Annotated in this window: 20 protein-coding genes and 2 pseudogenes; 3 read left to right on the forward strand and 19 right to left on the reverse strand. The window is 56.0% G+C overall.

Annotation, left to right across the window (positions count from 1 at the left end):
• Positions 1 to 117: 117 nt before the first annotated feature.
• From LWH94_RS12865 to LWH94_RS12915, 12 genes and pseudogenes are all read right to left on the reverse strand, one after another.
• Entirely contained in the window at positions 118 to 825 is a 708-nt protein-coding gene (locus LWH94_RS12865) for a restriction endonuclease subunit S (protein WP_232902475.1), read from the reverse strand.
• Positions 822 to 2297 carry a class I SAM-dependent DNA methyltransferase gene (locus tag LWH94_RS12870; protein ID WP_232902476.1) on the reverse strand — a complete coding sequence of 492 codons (1476 nt, stop codon included), beginning with the start codon at positions 2295 to 2297 and terminating at the stop codon, positions 822 to 824. The genes LWH94_RS12865 and LWH94_RS12870 overlap by 4 nt, the downstream gene beginning before the upstream one ends.
• A 191-nt stretch (positions 2298 to 2488) precedes the next feature.
• On the reverse strand, positions 2489 to 6382 hold the full coding sequence (locus LWH94_RS12875; RefSeq protein WP_232902477.1) for a DEAD/DEAH box helicase: 3894 nt from the start codon (positions 6380 to 6382) through the stop codon (positions 2489 to 2491).
• Complete coding sequence (locus tag LWH94_RS12880; protein WP_232902478.1) at positions 6379 to 8415, reverse strand: hypothetical protein; 2037 nt, start codon at positions 8413 to 8415, stop codon at positions 6379 to 6381. Before LWH94_RS12880 ends, LWH94_RS12875 begins: the two co-directional genes overlap by 4 nt.
• Positions 8415 to 9632, reverse strand: coding sequence for a hypothetical protein (locus tag LWH94_RS12885; protein ID WP_232902479.1), 1218 nt, complete (start codon positions 9630 to 9632; stop codon positions 8415 to 8417). The genes LWH94_RS12880 and LWH94_RS12885 overlap by 1 nt, the downstream gene beginning before the upstream one ends.
• Positions 9633 to 9679: 47 nt before the next feature.
• The gene (locus tag LWH94_RS12890) at positions 9680 to 10162 is read right to left on the reverse strand and encodes a hypothetical protein (RefSeq protein ID WP_232902480.1); all 483 of its coding nucleotides are present in this window, start codon (positions 10160 to 10162) and stop codon (positions 9680 to 9682) included.
• 121 nt (positions 10163 to 10283) lie between these two features.
• Positions 10284 to 10526: a death-on-curing protein gene (locus LWH94_RS12895; protein ID WP_232902481.1), complete on the reverse strand. Its 243-nt coding sequence runs from the start codon at positions 10524 to 10526 to the stop codon at positions 10284 to 10286.
• 47 nt (positions 10527 to 10573) lie between these two features.
• Positions 10574 to 10705 (reverse strand): hypothetical protein, encoded by a 132-nt coding sequence (locus LWH94_RS19430; RefSeq protein ID WP_269802590.1) that lies wholly within the window; start codon positions 10703 to 10705, stop codon positions 10574 to 10576.
• A 265-nt stretch (positions 10706 to 10970) separates the two neighbouring features.
• Positions 10971 to 11660 (reverse strand): RES family NAD+ phosphorylase, encoded by a 690-nt coding sequence (locus tag LWH94_RS12900; protein ID WP_232902482.1) that lies wholly within the window; start codon positions 11658 to 11660, stop codon positions 10971 to 10973.
• Positions 11660 to 12064 carry an MbcA/ParS/Xre antitoxin family protein gene (locus LWH94_RS12905; RefSeq protein WP_232902483.1) on the reverse strand — a complete coding sequence of 135 codons (405 nt, stop codon included), beginning with the start codon at positions 12062 to 12064 and terminating at the stop codon, positions 11660 to 11662. Before LWH94_RS12905 ends, LWH94_RS12900 begins: the two co-directional genes overlap by 1 nt.
• A gap of 147 nt (positions 12065 to 12211) precedes the next feature.
• A complete protein-coding gene (locus LWH94_RS12910; protein ID WP_232902484.1) occupies positions 12212 to 12970 on the reverse strand; it encodes an SDR family oxidoreductase in 759 nt (252 codons plus the stop codon).
• Between the two features lie 25 nt (positions 12971 to 12995).
• Positions 12996 to 13416 (reverse strand): annotated as a pseudogene (locus LWH94_RS12915) (SDR family oxidoreductase).
• A gap of 149 nt (positions 13417 to 13565) precedes the next feature.
• Between LWH94_RS12915 and LWH94_RS12920 the strand changes: the two are divergent.
• Positions 13566 to 14240, forward strand: coding sequence for a spermidine synthase (locus tag LWH94_RS12920; protein ID WP_232902485.1), 675 nt, complete (start codon positions 13566 to 13568; stop codon positions 14238 to 14240).
• Between the two features lie 15 nt (positions 14241 to 14255).
• Here the strand turns inward: LWH94_RS12920 and LWH94_RS12925 are convergent, their stop codons facing one another.
• From LWH94_RS12925 to LWH94_RS12935, 3 genes and pseudogenes are all read right to left on the reverse strand, one after another.
• Positions 14256 to 14558, reverse strand: a complete 303-nt coding sequence (locus LWH94_RS12925; protein WP_058341221.1) for a monooxygenase — start codon at positions 14556 to 14558, stop codon at positions 14256 to 14258.
• 78 nt (positions 14559 to 14636) lie between these two features.
• A complete protein-coding gene (locus LWH94_RS12930) occupies positions 14637 to 15656 on the reverse strand; it encodes a hypothetical protein (RefSeq protein WP_232902486.1) in 1020 nt (339 codons plus the stop codon).
• A gap of 26 nt (positions 15657 to 15682) precedes the next feature.
• Positions 15683 to 16336 (reverse strand): annotated as a pseudogene (locus tag LWH94_RS12935) (DUF3360 family protein); the annotation flags it as partial.
• A 27-nt stretch (positions 16337 to 16363) separates the two neighbouring features.
• Between LWH94_RS12935 and LWH94_RS12940 the strand changes: the two are divergent.
• On the forward strand, positions 16364 to 16597 hold the full coding sequence (locus tag LWH94_RS12940; RefSeq protein WP_442914992.1) for a diguanylate cyclase domain-containing protein: 234 nt from the start codon (positions 16364 to 16366) through the stop codon (positions 16595 to 16597).
• Here LWH94_RS12940 and LWH94_RS12945 read toward each other — a convergent pair.
• Genes LWH94_RS12945 through LWH94_RS12960 form a run of 4 tightly spaced genes read right to left on the reverse strand, consistent with a single transcriptional unit; the run spans position 16588 to position 22350 of the window.
• The gene (locus tag LWH94_RS12945; protein ID WP_232902489.1) at positions 16588 to 17220 is read right to left on the reverse strand and encodes a condensin complex protein MksE; all 633 of its coding nucleotides are present in this window, start codon (positions 17218 to 17220) and stop codon (positions 16588 to 16590) included. The two genes, LWH94_RS12940 and LWH94_RS12945, sit on opposite strands and share 10 nt — an antisense overlap.
• Positions 17213 to 18640: a hypothetical protein gene (locus LWH94_RS12950; RefSeq protein WP_232902490.1), complete on the reverse strand. Its 1428-nt coding sequence runs from the start codon at positions 18638 to 18640 to the stop codon at positions 17213 to 17215. The genes LWH94_RS12945 and LWH94_RS12950 overlap by 8 nt, the downstream gene beginning before the upstream one ends.
• Positions 18633 to 21575, reverse strand: coding sequence for a hypothetical protein (locus LWH94_RS12955; RefSeq protein WP_232902491.1), 2943 nt, complete (start codon positions 21573 to 21575; stop codon positions 18633 to 18635). The genes LWH94_RS12950 and LWH94_RS12955 overlap by 8 nt, the downstream gene beginning before the upstream one ends.
• A complete protein-coding gene (locus tag LWH94_RS12960) occupies positions 21568 to 22350 on the reverse strand; it encodes a hypothetical protein (protein WP_232902492.1) in 783 nt (260 codons plus the stop codon). The genes LWH94_RS12955 and LWH94_RS12960 overlap by 8 nt, the downstream gene beginning before the upstream one ends.
• A 59-nt stretch (positions 22351 to 22409) precedes the next feature.
• On the opposite strand from LWH94_RS12960, the gene LWH94_RS12965 reads away from it, so the two are divergent.
• Positions 22410 to 23057 (forward strand): MBL fold metallo-hydrolase, encoded by a 648-nt coding sequence (locus LWH94_RS12965; RefSeq protein ID WP_269802592.1) that lies wholly within the window; start codon positions 22410 to 22412, stop codon positions 23055 to 23057.
• Positions 23058 to 23063 lie beyond the last annotated feature (6 nt).

Here is a 23063-nt window from a genome sequence, read left to right on the forward strand (position 1 = left end):
AAAGAAATGGACGATGCCGATCCGTGATTGGAAGCCGGCACTGAATCGCTTTATTATCGAATTCGGTGACCGCCTGGACGGTCACCTGTAATGGGGTGGGCAGTTACACAGATTTATTTACAGGCTCTCTTCCGACACCAAAAGCAAATTCTCATCAAATAGGTAGTCAACAACGTGGTCTACAACCCCTGATGCCCCATAGTAAGGGATATTCCCACTTTTTCTATTCGCTTTCGTAATCGGAACTCGCTTCCTGTCCAAATTCTCAGCCACTTCGCTCAGGTATTTTGTCGGCCATCCCCGATTTGAAAATGCTTGCTTCAGAAAACTCTCAAACAACTCCCGAGCATTGGCAAGGTTCTTTTCGGTGTTGGCAATCGCCGCGTCGATGCCCTCAAAGGCTTCATCGAGAATGTCGTCGATGCGTTTTTGCCCTTCAACGGTTCCTGGAACACTCACCATTTCATTGTGGACGCTATTTCTATTGAGCGTTGGCACTCCCGCCCCGGAAGAAAAGCGTTCCAATCCAAAGCTCGAAAGAAGGTAGTAAACAAAGCGAGGGTAGTTTCCGTGAAAGTCCTTAACATACAGTGTGGTATTCAGGGGCCAGAAGTCATCATCAACGTAGAACACATTCCCAATACTACCGCTCCGACCAGTGACAACTCCTGGCCCCGCCACTTTGGCTTGGTTATGGAAATCAATTGCCCCACTGGAGCTCATCAATGGTATATGTCCTAATACCCTATCCCTTTTCGGAAGATCAAAACCACGCTGTAGGGTACATACGTCAGCTAACGCACAATCTTTCCACTCTCCCTTCATAACATCCCCCGAATCCCTTCGAGAATTTCCTCGCTCTCTTTATCCAGCGTCTCAATCTCATTGATGATCACTTCCGGATCACGGAGCGGTGCTTCCTCGGCTTTGTTCGGGTTCTTCACAGACAGGTCGAAGGTTTCCGTATCCACGTCGTTAATGCTGACGGTCCAGGAGTTATCGGAGTCCCCAAAATTCACCTGCCGGGCAACAAAGTCTTTGAGATCGTCGTCATTCAAAGGGTTGGTTTTGCCCAGGCTGCGGCCGGGGTCGAGCTGGTAGTACCAGATGTTCTGCGTGGGGGCGCCCTTTTCGAAGAACAGCACCACGGTTTTCACGCCGGCACCAAGGAAGGTGCCGCCGGGACAGTCCAGAATGGTGTGCAGGTTGCAGCTTTCCAGCAGCTCCTTGCGCAGGGCTCTGGAGGCGTTATCGGAGTTCGAAAGGAAGGTGTTCTTGATCACCACCGCTGCACGGCCGCCGGCCTTCAGGTATTTGATGAAGTGCTGCAGGAACAGGAACGCCGTTTCCCCGGTCTTGATGGGGAAGTTCTGCTGAATCTCCTTTCGCTCTTTGCCGCCAAACGGTGGGTTGGCGAGGATAACGTCGTAGCGGTCCTTTTCCTGAATCTGGCTCAGGTCTTCAGTCAGACTGTTGGTGTGGACGATATTGGGCGTTTCCACGCCGTGCAGGATCATATTCATGATCCCGATCACATAAGGCAGGCTTTTCTTTTCCTTGGCGTAGAAGGTCCGGGTCTGGAGCGTTTCCAGGTCCGCTGTTGAAAGCCGCCGATCATCGCCCTCCCCGTCCGGGCCATAGCGCAGGTAATCGTGGGCTTCACACAGGAACCCGGCAGACCCCGCTGCCGCGTCATAGATACGCTCGCCAATCCGGGGGTTGATCACTTTGATCATGGCGCGGATCAGTGGGCGTGGCGTGTAGTACTCACCGCCATTTCGCCCGGCATTGCCCATATTGCGGATTTTGGCCTCGTACAAGTGGGACAGCTCGTGCTTTTCCGCCTGTGAGCCGAAGCTGAGGGAGTCAATCAGCTCCAGCGCATCGCGCAGGCTGTAGCCGCTGGCAAACTTGTTACGAATCTCGCCGAAGATTTCACCAATCTTGTATTCGATGGTGTCCGTGCTGGAAGCCCGTTCCTTGAAGCCCCGCAGGTAGGGAAACAGCTCAAAATTGACGTACTGGATCAGGTCATCGCCGGTGAGCGCGTTGTCGTGATCGAAGCTGCCATCGGCTTTCCTGGGCGCGGCCCATCTGGACCAGCGGTGGTCTTCGTCAATAATGAACTGGTAGGTCTGGCCGCGCAGCTCGGCTTCCTGTGAACGTTCGAACTCCAGGTCATCCAAATACTTGAGGAACAGCATCCAGGACGTTTGCTCGGTGTAATCCAGCTCCGTTGCGCAACCGGCCTCTTTCCAGAGGACATCATCGATATTTCTGAAGGTTTGTTCGAACATTGAGTTTCCGTTTGAGAATTGGCATCCAATTGGGGTGACTGATAGTGCTTGATTCGCGGGATTTTTCCAAGGTCGTTTCTGATCCAACTCCGGGGCAGATACCGACAAGGTCTATGTGCAACGAGTGGTTTGATTTGAGCAGCTTCATGGGCTCGCGACTCTTTCGCGAGCTAACACCGGAGCATTTCAGATCAGAACTGATCGTCCTCACAGACAAGATACTCCAGCCGGTCACTCTCCACCGCCAGCACATGAGCACAGTAGACAAACTCCCGCCAGTGCAGACTGTCCACTGGATGCACGCAGCGGGCAACAATCTCCTGCCCGTCATTAAGCATGAACTCGACCACGTCAGTAGATCGATTCCGCTCCCAGGTGAGCTCTACAATTTTCTCAACAGTCTGTGCCCTAACAATGTCCGCAGGAACTGCGGAGCTTATGAAAATACACTGCCCGTCGCACTCCGATAGGAGGACGGTCTGGGAGCGCTGCAATTCGCCCTCTTTGAACCAAAACCGGAGTCCGACCGTTTTCCCGGAATCGACCACATCCACCTTCAGAGCCTGTTGACCGACTTGAACTTCTTGGTCTTGCCGAAGTCGTTCGAGATGTTGAGAAACCACAGAGCCTGGCGGTCGGTATTGCTTCGGGTCGTGCCTTTCATGAAACCGATCAAGGAGCGCCGTCATATCCCTCTCGACCGTTACAATCTCATCCCCCACCAGCATTTCGGCATCGTAGGCCAAGCGCCAAACGTTTCTGGCAGTTTGGTAGGCAAAGGTTCTATGGAGCGTGGTCCAGGACTGTTGGTGCATCAACGTAGCCAGTTCAGCATGGGAACCTATCTGGACTTGGGCTCCACGACCGTCCTGGTGATCGACCACGACTCGGGCAAGGATTTCTCCAGATGCCCTGGCTGTCGTCAGCCGGACTTCCGCCATACCCGATACCTGTCCGACCAGGTCGCTGACCTTCAGGTTAACGCTCAACGGCCAGCGAACGCTCTCACTAACACCGAGCGCTGAGGCGATCAGTTGCTTCGCCCGATCGACGTTCGCCTGCACTTGCTCTTGAGTCTCCCTGATCTGCTGTTTGAGAAAACTTAGGTGTCCCATATCAGATCTTGGATCTGCCGGATCAAAAGGACTTTCCAGGAAATCTCTTATCTGCGGCTCTATTATAGTGCGATCGGCAATTTCAGATTCGGCAATCTCCTCCCTATCTGAAGCGACGGTGTTTCCGATCTCATGGAGCGAGGCCATGTAACGATTGATGCTTTCCGAGAGTCGACGAATCTGAACGCGCTCAATGCTCTCCTTCACATGAGGGAAACTGACCTGTATTAAGTCATCCTCTTCCGGATCACTGAAGCCTTCACGAGTGAGCCGCCGCTGTGCCAGCGAGCCAACCCGATCAACCCGGCCATTCTTCTGCTCAATGCTCACTGGCGAACCTGATACGCCGTAGTGAACAACGCTGTCACAGAACAGGTGCAGATCTTCGCCTTCCTGAAACACGTTCGTGCTCACCAGTACCAATGGATACCCCGGCATACGAAACTTGCGGGCCTGGGCTGAGCGCTGTCCCGGCGCATTGGTCTCGCCCGTGGCACCAATGATCGGAGCGATTGGGTTTAGCTGGTTACTCAGATAGCGGCGATATTCATTGGTACCCAGGTCAAAAATGCCTGGAAGGTTGGCTTTCAGTATCGCCGGCAGCTCATCCGCCAGCCCCTTTAGTTCACGATAGGTGGAAAACCCTGGAACCTGGGACTGTCGAGTCAGCTCCGTGACGAAGTCTTTAACCCAGCCAGAGAGGACGCTGCTACTGAGATCTCCCTCTCCCTGCCTCAGACGTGACACGTACAGATCAATCATGCCGTGGCCCGTGCGTAGCACCGTCGATACAAGTGCCGCGTGTATATCGACGGTCCTCAGAAGCGCTTGAATGTCCTCAGGGTTATTGCATTCTGCCGTTTCAGTCAGCTTACGAAGCAGCTTTCCTAAACTTGGCAGAATTTGCTCCCTTAGCTCATCGCTGGCTTCTAGCTCAGAGAACAGTGTTGGCATGCCGAGTTGCTCTCGAACGTCCTGAGGAGTAAGAGGAGCGCCATCATCCTCTGGTTTCTGATGACTGGCGGAAGCTCTAAGATGATCTCGAAGTGGCGCAAAGGCGATGTGCCCGAGTTGATTGACCCAGGCATCGAGGAAAAACAGTTGCGACAGCCTGAATTTCCGGAGGTACTCCTGCGCCTGAACCTTTCCAAGATCAGCAAGGGACGTTTCGGTTGCAGCGGCCAAACATTGCTCGATAACTTGGCGTTGATCCGCACCGCTATAAAGGCAGATGAGCTGAGCCCAATTGATGTCCAATAGCGGGCTGGCAAGGCGCTTGGGTAAGGAGAGACTCTGCTTCACCTGATCCGGCGTTAGCAGCCCCCCCCAGTCTGCTTGTTTTTGAGGTTTTGGCGCATCGCCTCGGAAGAACCAGTTGAAGAGGTTGTCGTTCTTGGGGGGCTGCCGGAGTTCGGCCTCCCCAGTGCTGCCCTCCTCAGCGAGGCCTTCGTCTATGCGCTCGTCCCTGAAACGGCTGATTTCACGGTATTCGCCGATCACGCCTTGCATAGAGCTCAGGGCGTTCGGGCGATCTTGCAGGCGGAAGTTCAGATAATTGATCAGCCAATCGTCATAGCACTCATCGAGTTTCTGTTTGAGCTCTTTGACGCTTTTCACCCGACGCACGAATACAAGCTGTTTGCGATTCTCCTGGAAAACCGCATTGGCCAACTGCTTTGCAACGGTGTCCATTTTAGGGTGTGGCAGTGACCGCCCGAGGTTTGCATTGACATAGCTGTCGACAATAGCGCCAACCACGTTCCGGTCCTGAGCATCGCGTCCTCTATCATCGGGGTCTTCACTATCGAACTCCACCCGGGGGGAGCGAGTGGTTTCACCATAGCTCTCGAAGGATGCGAGCATGCCCATTTGAAATGACGGCGAGCCATGTTTGTGACCAAGTGCATCACCAACCTTCTTCTGAACCAGGGCGGTGACCAGCTTCTGTTCATCCGTTTCCAGTTCAATCGCTGCCTTTTGCCCATCGCGCCACTCCGCACGGTACATATTGCGGGTGTATTCCCGGTCGCCGATTTTCAACCGGTTGAGGCGGCGCACCATAAACCGGGCAATCTCTGCTTTGTCCGTTACAGACTGGGCGTTCCTGAGTAGGCCGTCCTTCCCTACCAGAGCAAGTTGGTTTCGTAGCTGTTCCAGATTGCGGTCGTAAGGCGTGGCGGAGAGCAGCAAGGCATTGCGTACGCGACGCTGAAAAGGTCGGTCCTCAGCGTTTTGGTTTTGATAGAACCCCAAGACCTGAGAAAGTACGCGGTTTCGGTCGCTGCTCTCGAAGTTGTGTTTGAAATTGTGGCTCTCGTCGATAACCACCAGGTCGAAGGTGGGCAGCACGTAATTCAGTGCCCGGGCGAACTCGTCTTTTACTCCACGATGAGTGGGATCACCACTTGGGACCGAAAACGCCGGTAACATTCTCTGCAGTTTATTGCGCTGCTCGTTCCAGCTTCTGATTGCTTCCTCATCGTATTCATCGGCAGCCTTTTTTAAGCCAAAGCTGAAACTCCCATTGCGAACGAAAAAGTCAGCATAGAAGCCGGAGGCTGCTGTGCGGATAAGGTCTTCCAGGCTATCGCATTTGGCCACAGGGGCAGCCGGCTTGCCCTCCGGAGTACGCACTCGGTAGCTAGCAGTACAGACGTTCCTGTCGATAAAGCTAGCATGTTCCCGCAGCCATTTATCCTGAACATTAGCACTCGGGCAAATATAGAGAACCCGCAGGGCCGGGTTGAAATACCGCATTAGCGCAACAACTCCGAGCGCTATGTAGGTTTTTCCCATTCCGACTTCATCGGCGAGATAACCTAACCCGATATTCTCGGTGTTGATCATGTTGTAAAGAGCAACCGCGCCACGGAGCTGGACCTCGCCGAGCGATTTGAGCTCATCCCTACCACCACTGAAATCAAGAATATGGCGTGCAGAGTCCAGGTCGAGAATAGGGTAAGGTTTCATGCGCTACCCTCCGCTCTTTCGATCCGGTACTGCTGCAGAAATTGAGCCTCAAACCAATCGAAGAACCGGCCTCGATCAGCCTCACGCTCACTGGAAAGCTTGATCAATTTGCTCTCGCGTATCTGTTGAAGAAGCGTTTCGATAAACTCCAACTGCACTGTGACATAGGGGCGACCTGCAAATTCGGCTGATCGATAGACTTCCTTGGCACTGAGTAATAACAGATACGCACTGACTGGATGGAGCTGCTGATCACTCTCCTGCGCGGGTTCGAGTGCAGCTGCAGCCCGGCCTACTAAGGTTGGTAGGCTATCCACGCCGGTGCCGGTGAGGTAGTAATCCTGCTTCTTCGGTGTGGATTGCTCGTTGCTGAGGTCACGCCTCAGCATGCGAAATGCGTGGAACAGTTCGGCATATTCGGAAAAGAACTCGTTCTCCAGCGGTGCCTCTTCGATCAAGCTGGTTTCCCCTCGCTCGCCCAGTTCAAACAGTCTCTTAACCCGTGCGTCCGTCAGCAGCAGCTGACGGCGTTCGGGAGACATTCCGGCATAAATAGCCAGGATCTGTTGAGGAGACAGTGTGGCGAGCTCGGGCTGAGGTTTGTGCGACCAGTGTGTTTGCTGAAGCAAAACACGGTGCGGGGCGATTAGTTCATCGGAATCACAAACTCGTCCAGAAACGAGGATCAGGGAGCCATTGGCTAGCGCCTTCTCCAAAGCTTCAGTGTCGCCAGTGTAGTCGTTCAAACAGTTGCTGAGGTGCCAGCCTTTAACTGCCGTGCTTTCTGCCCCGTCCGGGCCGATTAGATCAACTTCGATCGGGCTTTCAGAGTCCACTCGCCCGCTCAGGGTTTTGGTCAGCCAATCAAACGTGAGGGAGGTCTGCGGCATGATGCCCTGCTCTTCGCCGTCAGGTTCACCCGGTGCTGGATCGAGTGATCGTTGGCTAACCTCCGGCAAATCGTCGGATATTGTCTCCAGCAGCGACTCGGGATCTGTAGCTACCAGAAAACCGGCTTCGACATTCTCATTGAGCGCTTTGTACGTGAAATTCACTGACCCAACAAAGGTGAAAGCCAGATCAGCGCCAATGAAATTGAAAATCTTGGCGTGCAGTTCCCTATGAGGCTCTTTTCCTACTCCCAATGGGTCTGATGTTGTTTTAACCCAATCGGACCAGGAGACGTTCTCCAACCTATCAATATGGGCCAGATAGTCGATGTTGCAAAGAGCCTCTTGCTTATCATCACGCGGCAAAAATAGGCGCACATTACTTACGCCCAAATCCTGAAATGCCTCATGCAGATTATTCCTGGAGTCGTCGGCGAAAAATGGCGAGATAATCTCCAGTTCAACGGGCTTTTTAAGCTGGCGGGTCTCTGCCGATAGAAAATCCAGCAACCGCGTTGTACTGGATAATCCGAAGTAGTGGACTGGTGGTGCTTCAGGATCCGCTACGCAGTTAGCCAGAAATCTCTGAATTTCTGAAACCGCACCATCGCCCGACTGGACTATCTGCTTACCTTGCAGGTATTCAAGATCCTGTTTCAGTACCCGCAGAAACTCTCCATCGCCATTCTTTTGGCGAATTTCCTCCCAGTGCTGGCATTCAATGTTATCCCACCAACCAGCCTTAGTGAGGTTATTGGAACCGGCGGATATCAGTAAGGAGTCACTCTCCCCAGCGCCGTTACCTACAAGCAGAAACGATAGCTTCGGGTGGAAAGCACGATTTCCTTCTGAAACACCGTGGCAGCCGTATTCCATTCCAGGTGAGCTTTCACCCTGAATACGGAAAATGTTCTGATCGTAAAAGACATCAATCGGCAGTTCGGCTTCCCTGAGGGATTCTCGCACCTGGAACTGTTTGACCCGCTCATCGATCGAGAACGAGCTGTTTTCTGGCAATAGAAGAGGAACAACTTCCAGCTCAAAAAATGCGGGATCGAACGTGTAGGTAGTAAAGACAGCGGCTTTTACTAAGCGCCCTCCCAGCCGTTCTTCAAGGTATTGGGATATCTGCGCATTATCCATTACGCCCCCTCCAAGTTCGCTTTGGCAATGCGAAAATAAGATCCCAGGAAGTAATCGTAGTCCCAGTCACCTAAGAGAGCCTTCTGGGACCGAAGAACAGCTGTTTCTGACTTCACTTTGACGTTGAGAATATCGCCGTCACAGGTTACCCAGGGAGCACCGCCCCTCGCTTTCATAACGTCCGCATTTAATTTAGTGACGGCTTTCACTGCTCCCCAGTGGTTGCCAGCTTTCAGATTGTCGTTGATCTCACAAAGCGCGTTCCGTCGCGTCATCCCTTGGGGCAAAGTCTCTGGCAGGTGCACATAGTCATATTTTCCTTTGCTTTCAATCGCCTTAACAACTGAAGAAACAGACTGGCGATCCTGTCTGAGCAGGTAATAAAACACATTGTTGGCAGCGACCAGTACACGTTCTACTCGCTGGATTTCGTCCAGACACTTCTGCAGTTCAGGCGACGCGATGCGTTGAATTTCATTCAACTTTTGTTGAAAGTCACCAGTCAGTTTGCCTTCCCTCACTAGTGTCTCGGTTGCGGAGAAAAGATCCTCCTGAACTGAGGCATTTTGATTCTGGCGTCCACGAAGCAGAATATGAGTGAGTTTTTGTCGAACAGTCTCCGTTCGAATTGCCTGCCAAAACTGAGGTGCCAAGCGTTCACATTCATCTCTGGAAAGCTGACAGTCACCTCTGAACAGCGGGATGAATTCATTGGCGTTCAGATCCCTCGCGATTGTGTCAGCGAGCGCCATCCCTTCGGCTGTAGGCTTCCGATCGCTCCCTTCCGCAAGCCCGGAATCTTTCAGGGCCGAACTGTACAAGCCCCACAAGCCATAACTTGCCTGATTGCTCAGAATTTGAGCCTTCAAGCTAATAGCTAACGACCCCACCTGGGCTGTCATATTTTTGTGAACGCGGGTAATACCCATGATTTCTTTGCTACCGGACTGGTAGCGGAGGTAGGCGGCAAGCTGCTCGTAGCGAAGGAACGTCTCCCTGATTAGCCGCTCGCGACTGTCTTTGTCGGCATCCCCATGGATCTGATGTGCCCAATAAAAGCCAAGCAGCGCAACAGTGAAGTTCTCAACGGAACTGGTGATGGTAGTCAGGTTGCCAACCACCTTTCGGCCGAAATGGGTCCATACCAGCTCGAAGCCCAGTGGGTCACGTGAACCTTTGGGTTTGGCTCGATCATCAAGGAGTGAAAGGAAAGGCATATCGTTTCAGATCCATCTCTTTATTATTCTGGAACCCTCGCTTTTCGTCAGAGGGTCGTGACTACTTTTCTCTCCACACCAAAGGGCACTACTCCCTTTTCGAACATTCTCTGCAGACCATACGCCATTCCCTCAAGCGGAGCCTTTTCGCTGTACCCAAATCTTCGTATTTCTTCCATATAGCGTTGTATAAAGTTTCGCGCGCCGAGCGTTCGCCATTGGATAACGTGCACCAGTTCGTGAAAGTGGATACCAACATCCCTGGCTGCCTCTGGCACAAGGTAGTAAGTATCTTTGTAGGTGATACCACCGAAGTGGCCCTCATTATCTATAAAGTCAGCCAACCCTGCTTCTCTGAGCTCCGGCATCTTCGGCATGGGGATAGCCTTCACGACTACGAAATAGGATGAGCGGAGCAGGTCCGGGCGATAATAGCCTTCAAACTGGTGCTGCAAAACTGAACAGGGGCGGCGGTCGCTTTTGTGGGCCTCATTGACCTCATCAATCCAGGATTCCAGCAGATCAATCATTTCCTCTCCCAACACTTAAACCCATCCATAGGATGTTAAGCCAACTTCCGGTCACCAGTAGTTAGCCTGCGAATTTGACCAGTCATCAATACTGCTTGCTTCATTGGAAATTTCCAAGGGTTCACTCTCGACCACCCTCCGATTGAACTTGTAAGAAATCCTTACAAGTTGCCTCCTCCACCAGCTCACCCTCCGCATAGATGCTCTTCAGGTGCATGGTGATGTTCTGGGGTTTTACGCCAAACAAAGTCCCAATTTGCGCCTGAGTTAACCACAGGGTTTCCTGGTCGGCATCCAAGCGCACCTCGACCGCCTGACCGGCATTTTCGTATATGACGATGGGGGTGTTTTTTTCTTCAGTCATACTATTTCTCTATCCTTGAGAGTTTTCACTTGAAAACCGTTGCTCGATCAATGATCAGGCTCACGCCACGGCCTCGTCCACAGCATCCAGGACGTTTGCTCGGTGTAATCCAACTCCGTTGCAAAGCCAGCCTCTTTCCAGAGGACCTCATCGATATTTCTGAAGGTTTGTTCGAACATTGAGTTTCCGTTTAAGAATTGGCATCCAATTGGGGTGACTGATAGTGCTTGATTGGCGGGCTTTTTCCAAGGTCGTTTCTGATCCAACTCCGGGTCAGATACCGACAAGGTCTATGTGCAGCGAGTGCTTTGATTTGAGCATCTTGATACCCTCCCAACTCACTCGTTATTCATTTAACCCGATCTGCCCACTCGGTTTAAACCAAACAGGCACCGGCGATCCACTGGTTATTCTCCAGGGGGCACCACCTTCCCTGCGCCAAAATCAAATCCCAACCACCCTCTTCCGGTCCACAATCTGCCCGTCCCGCACAATAAACTCGTAATGCGCGGTTTGAACAATCGATTGCACCCGCCTGGGCGTAAACAGCCCCCAACAGGTGGCTCCCGGGTTTCTTACTGACCAGTACTGGATCCCTTCGGAACCGGCTGAACGAAGCCGGGCACCGAGTGCGCGGGCGGCGGAATAATCCTCAGGGTGATAAATGTCGCTGGATTCCGGCAACACCGTTGCGTCGTGAATATCTTCGCCAGCAAAGGTGCAGGCCAGCCCCCGGAACATCAACCGATCGAACTTCAGACCTTCAATGTTGGCCAGGTACCGGCCCTGATGGTACTGCACTTCCGAAAGCGCGGTCTCAATGGTGTCGGCGATGTACAGCATACCGAAATCACCAGTGCTGAACCGGCTTCCCTCCGGTGCAACCTGGGTAAAGGGGGCTGCGGCATAGTGGCAACCGGGAATACCCCAGGGGATTTCGTTCAGGTCGATGTAATTCAGGCTGCCGACTTCCTGCCGGAGCCTGGGGTTGGTCAGTGCCTGCAGGTCGAACAAGTCCTGAAACTCGTCCGCATCCGCTACATCGTTAAAAATGTCGATGGGTGGCAGCCGGGTGTTGATCAGGCGAAAGCCCCTGGTTTTTGGCAGGGTGATGGCGGGTAACTGCGGCACCATTACCAAAGGCCACCCCGCAGCGCATCAATGCGCCGGAAGGTTTCGTACAAGGCCGCGAAATCACCGCTTTCGATCACCTCCAGCGGAGCCCGGCCATGGAAATACGGATTGTGATTACGCTTGCGCATGAAGCCGTACACGTTGTCCGGGTTCTCGAACACAATGCGCAGGGCCTGGTGCATATTCAGCAGGTAACTGATCCGGGTAAGCTGGTCCCGATCCAGGCGGGCGCTATCCGGATCATTCCGGTATTTATAGAAGGTTGCTTTGGGCAGTCGGAGAATGGCCTGCATCTGGTCGGCGTTGCATCCCCATTTCTCAAGAATATTGAACGCCGCCTTAAGGCCGCTGATACCCATTTTTCGGGCTTCAGCGGGCGACTTTTTCTCTGCCAATGCACTCATGGTCGACCTCCAGTAACCAATTCGGCTTCACGCCTGATATTCCAATTCTAGACTCATATTTACAATAAGTCTAAAACGGGAATCCCGGGAGAATTCCGCGTACAGTAAGCCTGCTGCGGCCTGGCGTTCAATTCTGGCCGTAACCGACTACTCTTCGTAGATCATTTTCCGGGTCATGCCGCCATCCACCACAAAATTCTGCCCTGTGATAAATGACGCCTCCGGCGAGATCAGGTAGGCAACCATGGCGGCAATATCCTCCGGGGTGCCCACGCGGCCTGCGGGATGTTGCTGGTGATCTGACGCTGACAGTGGCTCCGGTTTTTCAGTCGTTCCCTGCCAGCCACGGGTATCAATCCAGCCGGGGCTGATGCAGTTCGCGCGAATATCCGGGCCAAGGCTTACCGCCAGTGCATGGGTCAGCGCAATCAGGCCGCCCTTGGTTGCAGCGTAGGCCTCGGACTCCGACTCCGACTGAAGCGCCCGGGTAGATGCCATGTTAACGATAGCTCCGCGGTTTTTTCGAAGGTGCGGAACCGCGTGTTTGGTCACCAGAAACGGCCCGGTCAGGTTCACGTTCAGGCGGCGCTGCCACTGTTCAAGGCTCAGCTCTTCTACCGGCCCGGTATGGGGATCAGCAATGCCGGCATTATTGATGACTGCATTCAGGCCGCCCGCCCAGTTCACCGTTTGCGAGATTATGCGCTGAACATCCGGCTCGCTCGCCACATCGCCCTGGACAAACAGGATGTCATGCTCTGAACTGGCCGCCAGTTGCTCGCCTGCCATTCGGTCGGTATCACAAAAGACCACCTTCCAACCGGCGGAGGCCAGGTGCAGCACAATGCCCCGACCAATACCCTTTGCCCCGCCTGTTACCAGGGCCACGCTTTGCGCTGATTTCACGTTTAGCTCCAACTGTTCCTGAACTTCACTCCACGGCCGGCGTTGGCCGCACCAGGATCTCGTTTACGTCTACATGTGCAGGCTGGGCGACCGCATACATCACCGCATTGGCGATATCTTCGGGCTTCAGCGCGTGGGCAGGGCGTTCGTCAAAGAACGGCGTATCCACCATACCCGGTTCAATCAGGGTTACGCGGATGCCGGAACCACGCAGCTCCTCACGCACACCATAACCAATGGCGGAGACCGCCCACTTGGTGGCGCTGTACATGGAGCCGGGAATGGTGACGCGACCTGCCGCCGAGCTCTTGCTGCAACCCCTTCAATTTGTCCTCGGAGCGCGCCGCCAGTACCAGGCGATACCCCTGCCGGGCAGCAGCTCGTGCGGTTTCGGCACCAATGCCCGATGAAGCTCCGGTTATCAGCATGACCGGTTGATCTGTCATAAGTGCGCTCTCCTATACTCTGGGCTTTAAAAAATACGGTTATTTGATAATAACTGCAGTCTAACAGCTATTCTTCAAGGGGGTTTTGGCTGAAAACAACGGTAGCGTCGGGTTAGAATGCGGCCTGATCCCGCCACCCGGAACCCTTCATGGCCCGCTTTGATGAAATTGGCACCGCAACCATTCCCGGCAACGGAACCCGTTTGCGATTGCTGCAACGCAATGACGAATTCTCCATCAAGATTGCCGGTGCGCCCGGTGAGCTGATGAACAGTCGGTTGCACGGCTCGGAAGACGCCCTGGCCACCCTTGCCTGCGAACGTATCGCACACCTGCCCGAGCCCCGGGTGCTGATTGGTGGGCTGGGCATGGGCTTCACCCTGGCGGCGGCTCTGTCTTCACTGGGCGACAGCGCCCAGGTGACGGTGGCCGAACTGGTTCCGGAGGTTGAAGCATGGAATCGCGGGCCCTTGGGCGCCGCCGCGGGCTACCCGCTGAACGATGCTCGAGCCAGGGTACACCTTGGCGATGTGGCAGAACTACTCAGGGAGGGTAATGGCAACTGGGACGCCATCCTGCTGGATGTGGACAACGGCCCCGAAGGCCTGACCCGGAAGGAAAACAACTGGATTTACTCGCCGGAAGGCATCGACGCCGCCCAGAAATCCCTGAGCCCGGACGGCATTCTGGCCTACTGGTCCGCAGGCCCTGAGCAGGCCTTTACAGAAAGGCTGCGCCGGGCCGGTTTCTCGGTAGAAGCGGTAGTGGTTCGCGCCCTGCGCCCCGGCAAAGGCGCAAGGCACACCATCTGGCTGGCCTGGTAGGCTTAACCGGCCCGGTCAGACCGGGCCGTGATCAATCGCCGACAACGCATCGTTCACCTGAAACACCTTGGCATTCACCACCGGCACTCCGAAACCTTTAAGGCGTGCCGTGTGCATGTCCAGATACTTCCTGGCGCTGGCATCATCTTCGAACAGATAAATACCGCCAGCCTCCCTGGTTCCCGCATTCTCGGTCCAGATCTTCCAGATAAACCCGGGTTCTTTGGCAATGGATTCCGCCAGCTCTTTCATGGCATCGGCCATTTCCTGCCCGAACGGGCCATCAAAGGGAAAATCCACCTGCAACAATGTTTTCATCTCAGAATCTCCGTAACGGGGTCAGACCCCCGGTACATTTTGCCGCAGCAAATGTATTGGGGGTCTGACCCCGGTTGGTTATCGGCGGGCGGGGATGAACCAGAGGCACACCCGGGCCAGCCATCGCAGTATCAGCAACAAGGGTAACAGGATCAGGAACCAGCCGGGCACCTGTATCATCCACGGTGGCACACCGAGGACTTTTGCGGCCCCGGCAAACAGGTCGTTCAGTAATACCGGATGGCGCACTGCTACGTAGGCAAGTGCCGCCACGGCCGGCCACTTGGCATAGCCGATCATGGTTGATGCCATCTGCCCTGCCCTGGCCAAACGGGAGCCATAGGCAGCTGAGCGTGCGGTTACGGTGGTTGCCCGGGCGGTAGTGGCCGCTGCCCGACCGGCTTTGAGGAATTTTACCGCGCTGCCGATCACTACGGCATCCACCGCCGCCCAGCCAAGATCACTGGCACGGATGGGCTGGTCGGTTCGGTAGCGGGACTCCAGGGTGCGAATGCCGCTGGTGAAAAACCGGGTAACGCCTTCTGTTATACGCTCCGTCCAGATCCATTCAATGCTGCCATCCGGCGCCACCACAAACTGGCCGGTGAAATCCTGCCCTTCCTTGTTGGCGAAGTTTACCGCGTACCAGGCCCGCTGTTCGGGGGTAAGGGTTTCTCGGGTTCCCGCTACCCGATTCAGCATTTCGATGGAACTGACCGGGTTGCGGTAGAAATGGATAACCGGCGGAATCAGGTATTCGCCGTGGGTTCTCAGGGCTTCCCGGAACTCCGGCTCTTCACCGAAAAGTTCCAGCAACTGCCGGGCATGCTCCGGATACACCTGCAAGGCCGCCTGCGCCTTTAACAGCAGCAGGCGATCGCTCCGGTAATCCAGCAGCGCGGCCTGCACCGGCAGTGGTTCTGCAAGGAGCTGGGAATCCGCCCCGAACACTTCCTGGGAATGCAGGCGCACCAGGCGTTCCTCTACCGGTTGTGGCGGTAAACGAACCGCTACAAGGATTGCCACAATCAGCGCAAACACCGCCAGCCAGGGCCAGCTCCGGCGGCGATGGGTTCTGAACAGCACGGGCTCCGGCATTCGCCACTCCTGCTACTGCGAAAACCTCAGTCTACACGGAAAGCGACCACCATAGGCTCGATGCCCGGGAACATTCCGATGGCCAGCATGACCACGCACAGGATAACAAAGACAATACCCGGGATAATCCAGCGGCCGATATGGCCCAGTTCCTTACCGCGTTCCTTACAGCCGATCAGCCCAAGGTTATCCAGCAGTACGGTCAGCGACCAGCCAAACACCGGGTTCACCAGGGCAGACGAAAAAATCACGATGGCTGCAGACTCGGTGGTCTTGCCCTTGCGGGTCATTTGCATACCTGCCTCCAGCAATGGCAGGAACACGCCCACCATCAGCGCCACACTCAGCACCGGCGGCCATACCGCTAGGTCCATCGGGTAACCCAGCACTGCGGTAGCCGCACACAACAACCCGGTAAGCACCGCACCCGCCGCAATGGGCCGCTTGGCAATGGCTGCCGGCACAATGTAAGTACCCCAGGATGACGCAATGTTACCGCCACCCAGCGCCGTTCCGACTACCTGGCGGGCCGAGGCAGAGACCATGGTATCGTCGATATCCATCAGCACACGCTCGGTTTTTGGCGGGTAATTCAGCTTCTGGAAGACCTGGTGCCCCAGAAAATCCGGAGACCACATGGCTACCGCCAGCACCGCAAACGGCGCCACGGCCATATCGTGGGCCGGACCGGCGGAGACGAATTTGTGGTGATTACCGGGCCCCTGAACGGCGACGACGGTGCCCGGTACATTGCAGAAAAAATGATTGCAACCCTGAATGAGGTGTTCCAGATACAGGGCCACACGATCGGTATTGGCGCTTCCGTCGGCATTGCCCTGTATCCGGATAACGGCATGACCGCCGAAGATCTCATGAGGGAAGCCGACGCCGCTATGTACCGGGTAAAAGCCGGTGGCCGGAACAACCTGGCCTACGCCTGACCGCCCTGCTCGTACTCCTGAACCAGCTGGCCGAGGAAGTACATACCAGCTGAGCTCAGGAAATACCGCCCAGCCCCGGAGCGAAACACCAGGTTACGTTTTTCCAGATAATCCAGCGCTTCACTCAGGCCTTTCTCGAATCGAGCTGCCCGCAGAATGTCCTGGTACTCCTCATCGGCCGCAAGGTTAGCCAGGTCCTGCTCGTTCAGGCCGGCTTCCGGCCGCCCCAGGTAATCCAGGTCCCGCCCGCTACGGGCAAAGTAACGGCCAATAAGTAACAGCACCACCTGCACCCGGAAGGCATTCTCATCGTGCTCTTCGCTTTCATCGTCACTGCTTTCTTTCAGGAAGAAGAACGAGCCGGTTTCGTTAAACACCAGTTCGCTGCCCAGGTGTTCGTAGAAAGTGCGGAAATGCGAAAGATAATTGTATAGCAGGTTGTAGAGCGGATTGGCCCGCAGCTCGGAACGGTTGGCATCCCAGACATCCCGCACGATCACGCGGCCCGCCTGGAATTCCCGGTAGATGGCAGCACTATGGGCCGGCAGGATCTGGTCAAAGCTGCTGGTTTGTGGTTCGTTCAGGTTGTTTTCTGAATCCCGGGTTTCCGCGAAATCAGGCATGGTCTGGCTCTTGTTCGGTGTGAGTCGTAGTGGTTTCGAGGCGGCGTTTTCGGTAAACAAACTGCCCGCTGTCCGGCGCCTGTTCCAGGGTTCGGAAACGGTTGGTGGTCGTTACCTGCATCCCCTCGGGCGGTGAATTGACTAGCCGGTTCAACGCCGCCAGCAGGTCCGGAAAGCGATAGCCGGGAATAAAACCATCCAGCCGGCCGTGCAGTTCCCGAACCAGGTCCGCCGTAGGCCGCAACTCCAGGCTTTCCAGCCACTGATACAGCTGGTTGATGCGCTGAACGTCGATGCGACTGTGGCGGCCGCTGCCGTCCACTTCCTGCAGAGTCGGCACTTCCGCTTTCCGGCGCAGGTCGCTCAGGCGCAGGTCCAGTTCACTGAACAACAGCTGGTAATAGCTGGAGGACTGGCCGAAGGCGTAATGTTTCGGCCGCTGCTGCGCCCGCAAACCCACCAGAAAGCCCGTGCTGCGGGCAAAATCGCCGCCTTCCAGCCATTTGCGGCGCAGGCTCAGGGTTTCAGTGTCGTCTTTCAGCGCTCGCAGTTTGCCGTAGAAATGCTCCATGGCGTTGTACTGGGCCATGCCCAGGCGGGTTTTGCGCAGGAAATGCTCCACCTCTTGGGCGACAGCCTGGATAGGCTTGTACAGGGCGTTCAGGCTGATAGACGAACGGAACAACTGGTCCGCCAGGCTGTGGTCGCCGTGGCTTTCCAGCAGGCGCACCATGGCTTCCAGGGTTTCGAACAGGTTGCTGCCGTCCGGCAGGCGGGTGTCCGGGTTCAGGAACACCAGCGTGGGTTTGATGTGGCGCTCGTACAGGGTGACGATCTGCTCGAACAGGTTCTGGCGGAACTCCAGGTATTTCTCCGGCGCCCGGCTGGCATCGCCGGACAGGTCCGCCAGCTGGGCACTGATGGTCTGCATGCGCAGCACGTTCTGGCGCAGCAGGCCGATCAGCTGGCTGACCCGTTCATTCAGGTCGTCCCGCAGTTCGGTGTAGTCCGGATCCGATTCGCTGAAGCTGCTGACTTCGAGGCGGTTGCGCACGTCGCGAAGGGTCACCAGGTGGCCCCGCAGACGGGCGTCGGTCAACTCCTGATACAGCGAGGCATTGCAGGCTCGCATCAGGTTGATCAGGGCATCCTGGAACACCAACCGGCGCTCGCCCTCGGCCTTGATGATGTCGATGATCAGGCCGCTGCGGAACAGGTTGTCGGTGTTCATGGCCAGCCGCACCCGGTCCCGGTCCGCCTTGCCGAGGCTGCGGGTATAATCCATCACCTCAGACACCAGGTCGCTTTCGCGGATGTACCGGGCTTCGTTCCGGTCCATGCGCTCGATCATCCGGAACAGGATTTTCGGGTGCTCAAACAGCAGCCGGGTGGTGTCCAGGGTGCTGAAGCGTTTACTCATCCGCAGGCTCCAGCAGGCTGTTCTGGGTCTGGTCTGCCCAGTGGCTCAGGGATTCACCGCCGGTAAAGCCTTCCGCGCCACCCCAGAACACCAGTGTGCGTTCCTTGCTGTAAGGCCTCGCGGTGCGCATCTGCCCCACTTCCAGGTGCCGGCCAATCAGGTAGATCACTTCGGCACTGGCGCTGTGGGTGGCGGCAGAGAACAGGTTGAAGCCCTGCTTGCGCAGCCGTTCCAGCAACGATGGCATCTGGCTGATGTCCACACTGGCCAGCTCGTCCAGCACCATGGGGAAGGACAGCTGCACACCCGGGTACAGCACCCGTTTGAGCAGCCGGTACACCAGTTCCAGGTTGATCAATGCCGTGGTGGAGGTGGACTGGCCCTTCTTATCCAGGTTCGCGGCGTTTTCCTTGCGGGTGCGGTAGGAAATACCGGTGATCACCTTGTCCATGGTCAGGCGCTTGCTGCCGCCCTGCTCCCCGAAAAAGTCCGCCACAAACACCCGCAGGCGGTCGTAAAAGGCATCAGACTGAAGCTGGTTGCCATACGGATCGATGTTGTTGGCTTCTTCCACCAGATTGCGGAATTTCGGGTCGGTGTGGATGTCCACCCGGATTTCCACCAGATCGTTGATGCGCACGCCGTCCAGCTCCCGGTTGAGCTGGGCTTCGAAGCGGGCGATGTGCTCGTGGTTGGACTTCAGGGCCTGGCGATAGCTGGCCACGGTTTCGTTGTGAATGCCCACCTGCTGCTCAAGCACACTCCAGCGCTCGGCCATACCGGCAAACAGATCGGACAGGCTTTTGAAAGTGTCGCGAATCGTCGAGGTGGCCGGGCTGTCTTTCTGCAATTCGCCGTCGCTGTCCTCGTGGATGCCCAGATACACGAACTGCCGCAGGTGGTCGAGGATGTTGCGGCGGCGTTCTTCCAGGTCGTCCAGTTGTGTTTGCAGGTCATCAAACGCGGCGGCAGATACCCGCTCGATATCCAACGGTTGTTCTGCCTGCACTGCTTTCAGGTGCGGGAAACGATGCTCTACGGTGCCCACGCTTTTGCTCAGCGCAGCCAGTTCCCGCTCCCGCTCTTCAATGCGGTCTTTCTCAGCCCTGGCCCTGGCGGCTTTCTGCTGCAGTGCATCCTGCTTTTCCTGCTCCAGCCGGGCCTGTTCCTCCAGCTTGGCTAACTGCTCCTCGGCTGCCTGCTTTTCTTCTGTAGCGTCCCGCAGGGTAGTGGCAGCGGCTGGATAACGCTGAAGCGTCTCAAGATCTTTTTCGATGGCCCGGATTTCTTTTTCCGTGCGCTCAATGAGCTTGGGCCGGTCGTGTTCCTGGTTGGCGGTGTCTGCCAGCTCTGAGCGTTCTTTCTCAAGGCCGTTCAGCTCGCCCTCAACATGGTGGCGCTGCTCGGCGAAATTGGTGTGCCGGGCCGGTTGGCTCTGGTATTCGGTGTCGAACCAGTCAAAGCCATGGTCGTTGGGCGCGAACAATCGGGCGAAGGCTTCAATGGTGGTCTTGCTGTCAGCATCCAGGTCCTGGCCGGGGCTGGCCATCATCAGGCGGGGATCAACTGCCCGCAGCGGCGCGGCAGTGGCTTCGTCCAGCTGGTTCTGCAACTGCCACTGCTGTTTGCTTTCCCGGTCTTTCAGGTTTTCCAGCTGGCGTTCCAGCTCCAGCTTCTTGCGCTGGATCTGTTCCAGACGAATCTCCGCCTGGGCGGCGCTTTTCAGGGCAGCCAGGTGGCCACGTTTGCCCTCAAGTTCTTCCTTCTGGATGTCCTCGATTTCCTGCAGGGTCATCTCGCCGTATTGCGCAACCAGCAGCTCGCCGTCTTTCTGGCTCTGCTCCGCCTGCTTGATGCGTCGGTCAGCGGAGCGGATCTCGCCTTTCAGTCCGCTTTCTTCCTGTTCCAGCTTTTTAAGGGTTTGCAGCACATGGCGCAGCGTTTCGTTCTGTTCGTTATACGCCTCCAGCGCTACCCGGCGTTTGGCACCAATGTCTTGCAGCGCATTCGCCACGCCATCCCGGAATGCGGCAAAATCGTGCTGACTGCGCAATAACGTTTGATAGGCCTGGTAGTCGCGATTCAGCTTTTCAAAGCGGGGGCGCTCCTTCTCGATTCGATTGAGCTGGCTTTGCTGCTGTTTGAGCTGGTCGTGGCGATTAAGAAAATCGTCGATGTTGAAATCAAAGGCGTCGTCGGCAAATTTCTTATCCGCCTCGATGATACTCGCCACCGCATTGGCCATGGCCTGGTCGTCGGCCTTCACTTCGAACAGCAGCAGAATCAGGGTGCGCAGGGACTGCACCCGACGCTCGTCGGATTCCCCCAGCGGCAATACAGAATAGCGAACCGCGTCGGCGTTCATCAGCTCACTGCTGTAGAGCATGGATTTGAGTTTGGCCGGGTCGTTGACCAGTTTCGTTTCTTTCGACAGTTTTTTCAGCGCCTCTGACAGCCGACTGAACGAGAGCTCCGGCACCGCCTGGCCAATGCCGTCTTCATCGTCGCCGTCCCAGAACAGCGGCCGTAGCTGGTCGTAACTTACCGGTACAAAGGCACGGCCATAGCTGAGCTGACTGGCGTTGTCCCGGTACAGAATCTGGCAGTGGGTGCCGGCCGGGTTCTCCGCCTCCATAATCAGGAAACTGAACTGACTGGGGAAATAGTGCTGGTAGCTTTCTTCGTTGGTGTAGAAACTGCCGGCGCTGGCGTTGCGGAACGCGAATTTCTTGCGGCTGTTCTTGAAGTTGTTTTCCGGCAACAGGAACAGGCGCAGGCTATTCAAAAGGCTGGACTTGCCCAGGTTGCCCGGCCCCAGAATCAGGCCGTGGTTGTCCACCGGAATTTCCACGTAACAGAAGCCAGCGGAATCCACCAGCACCAGGCGGCGAATGCCGAAGTTAAAGGTGCTCGCGCTCGCCTGTGAATCACTCATCCAGAATCATCTCCTGCTCCATGAATTTGCCGGTGGCCCGAAAGGCCTGCGCCAACGACACAAACCCCAGATCTTCCGCCAGCATGATGGCCTTTGTAAACCTTTCGGTGGCGTCCGGGGTTTTGCGGAAACAGCCAAGCCAGGGTTTCCACTCAGCGGGCTGGAGAAAACAGGCCTTGTCGCCCAATGCGGCCTGCACCGATGAAAACATCTGCAGGCCGCCGGCATCGTAATCGAAGGCGCAAAGCACCTCATCGTACCGTTTCAGCCAGTCCAGATCCGCTGCGCGGGTAATCCGGTTTCCGCCACCGAGCACGACATCGCAATTTGTGAGATCCACCGGCCGGCCCAGACACTCCCCGGCAAAGGCCAGCATCTGGCGGTGATGGTAAAAATTTCGCTCGTTTTCCACCACCAGCACCCGGGGCGCCGGCCTGAAGCCGATATCCACCGAATCCCCGGTAATCACCACCGAATCCGGCCGGTTGCTCGCCAGAGCCTGATGGTAAACCAGCAGGAAACTCACCTCGGTGCCATGGCGGTGGGAGTCTCCTTTCCTGGCGGCATCCACCCTGCTCACCGGAGTTGCAGCCTGTTCCCGAAGCGTTTCGAAAACAGCCTCATCCAGCACGCTTACTCGCCAGCGGTTCGGCCCCGTTTTCTCGGTCGAAAAAAGCTCCCGATGCCTCTGCCGCAGTGCCTCCGGCAGCTTTTTAAGAAAGGCCTCGTAGTTGATCGCCTGGCCCTTAAGGATTTTTTGGAGGTAGTCGTTCAATGGCTCACCTGTTGCCGCCTTGGTAAACTTGCCGAAAAGTTTACAACCCGAGGCAGATTATGTCCCTGAAGTACCGTGTGATTCCCGTCACCCCCTTTGAACAAAACTGCACCCTGCTCTGGTGTACTGAAACCAACAAAGCAGCAGTCGTAGACCCGGGCGGGGACCTGGACCGCATTCGGGCGGCGGTGGAAGCCGAAGGCGTTACTCTGGAGAAAATCCTGCTCACCCACGCCCACATTGACCACGCCGGCGGTACCGCGGAGTTGTCCAAATCCGCCGGGCTGCCGATTGAAGGACCGCACAAAGAAGATAATTTCTGGATTCAGGGCCTGGCCATGCAGGCGCAGATGTTCGCCTTTCCAGCACCGGAGGTGTTCACGCCCAATCGCTGGCTGGAAGACGGAGACACGGTACCGGTGGGCAATGAAACCCTGGAAGTGCTGCATACACCGGGCCACACTCCGGGCCATGTGGTGTTCTTCCATCGCGGCTCAAAACTGGCCCAGGTGGGCGATGTGCTGTTCAATGGCTCCATTGGCCGCACGGATTTCCCGAAGGGCGACTACAACACCCTGATTCATTCCATCCGGGAAAAACTGTTCCCGCTGGGCGATGATGTGGCCTTCATCTGTGGCCACGGGCCCATGTCTACCTTCGGGCACGAAAAAGCCACCAATCCCTTTGTGTCTGACCACCGGGGCTGACTGCCC

Source organism: Marinobacter sp. G11 (assembly GCF_021282325.1).
Lineage (GTDB): Bacteria > Pseudomonadota > Gammaproteobacteria > Pseudomonadales > Oleiphilaceae > Marinobacter > Marinobacter vinifirmus.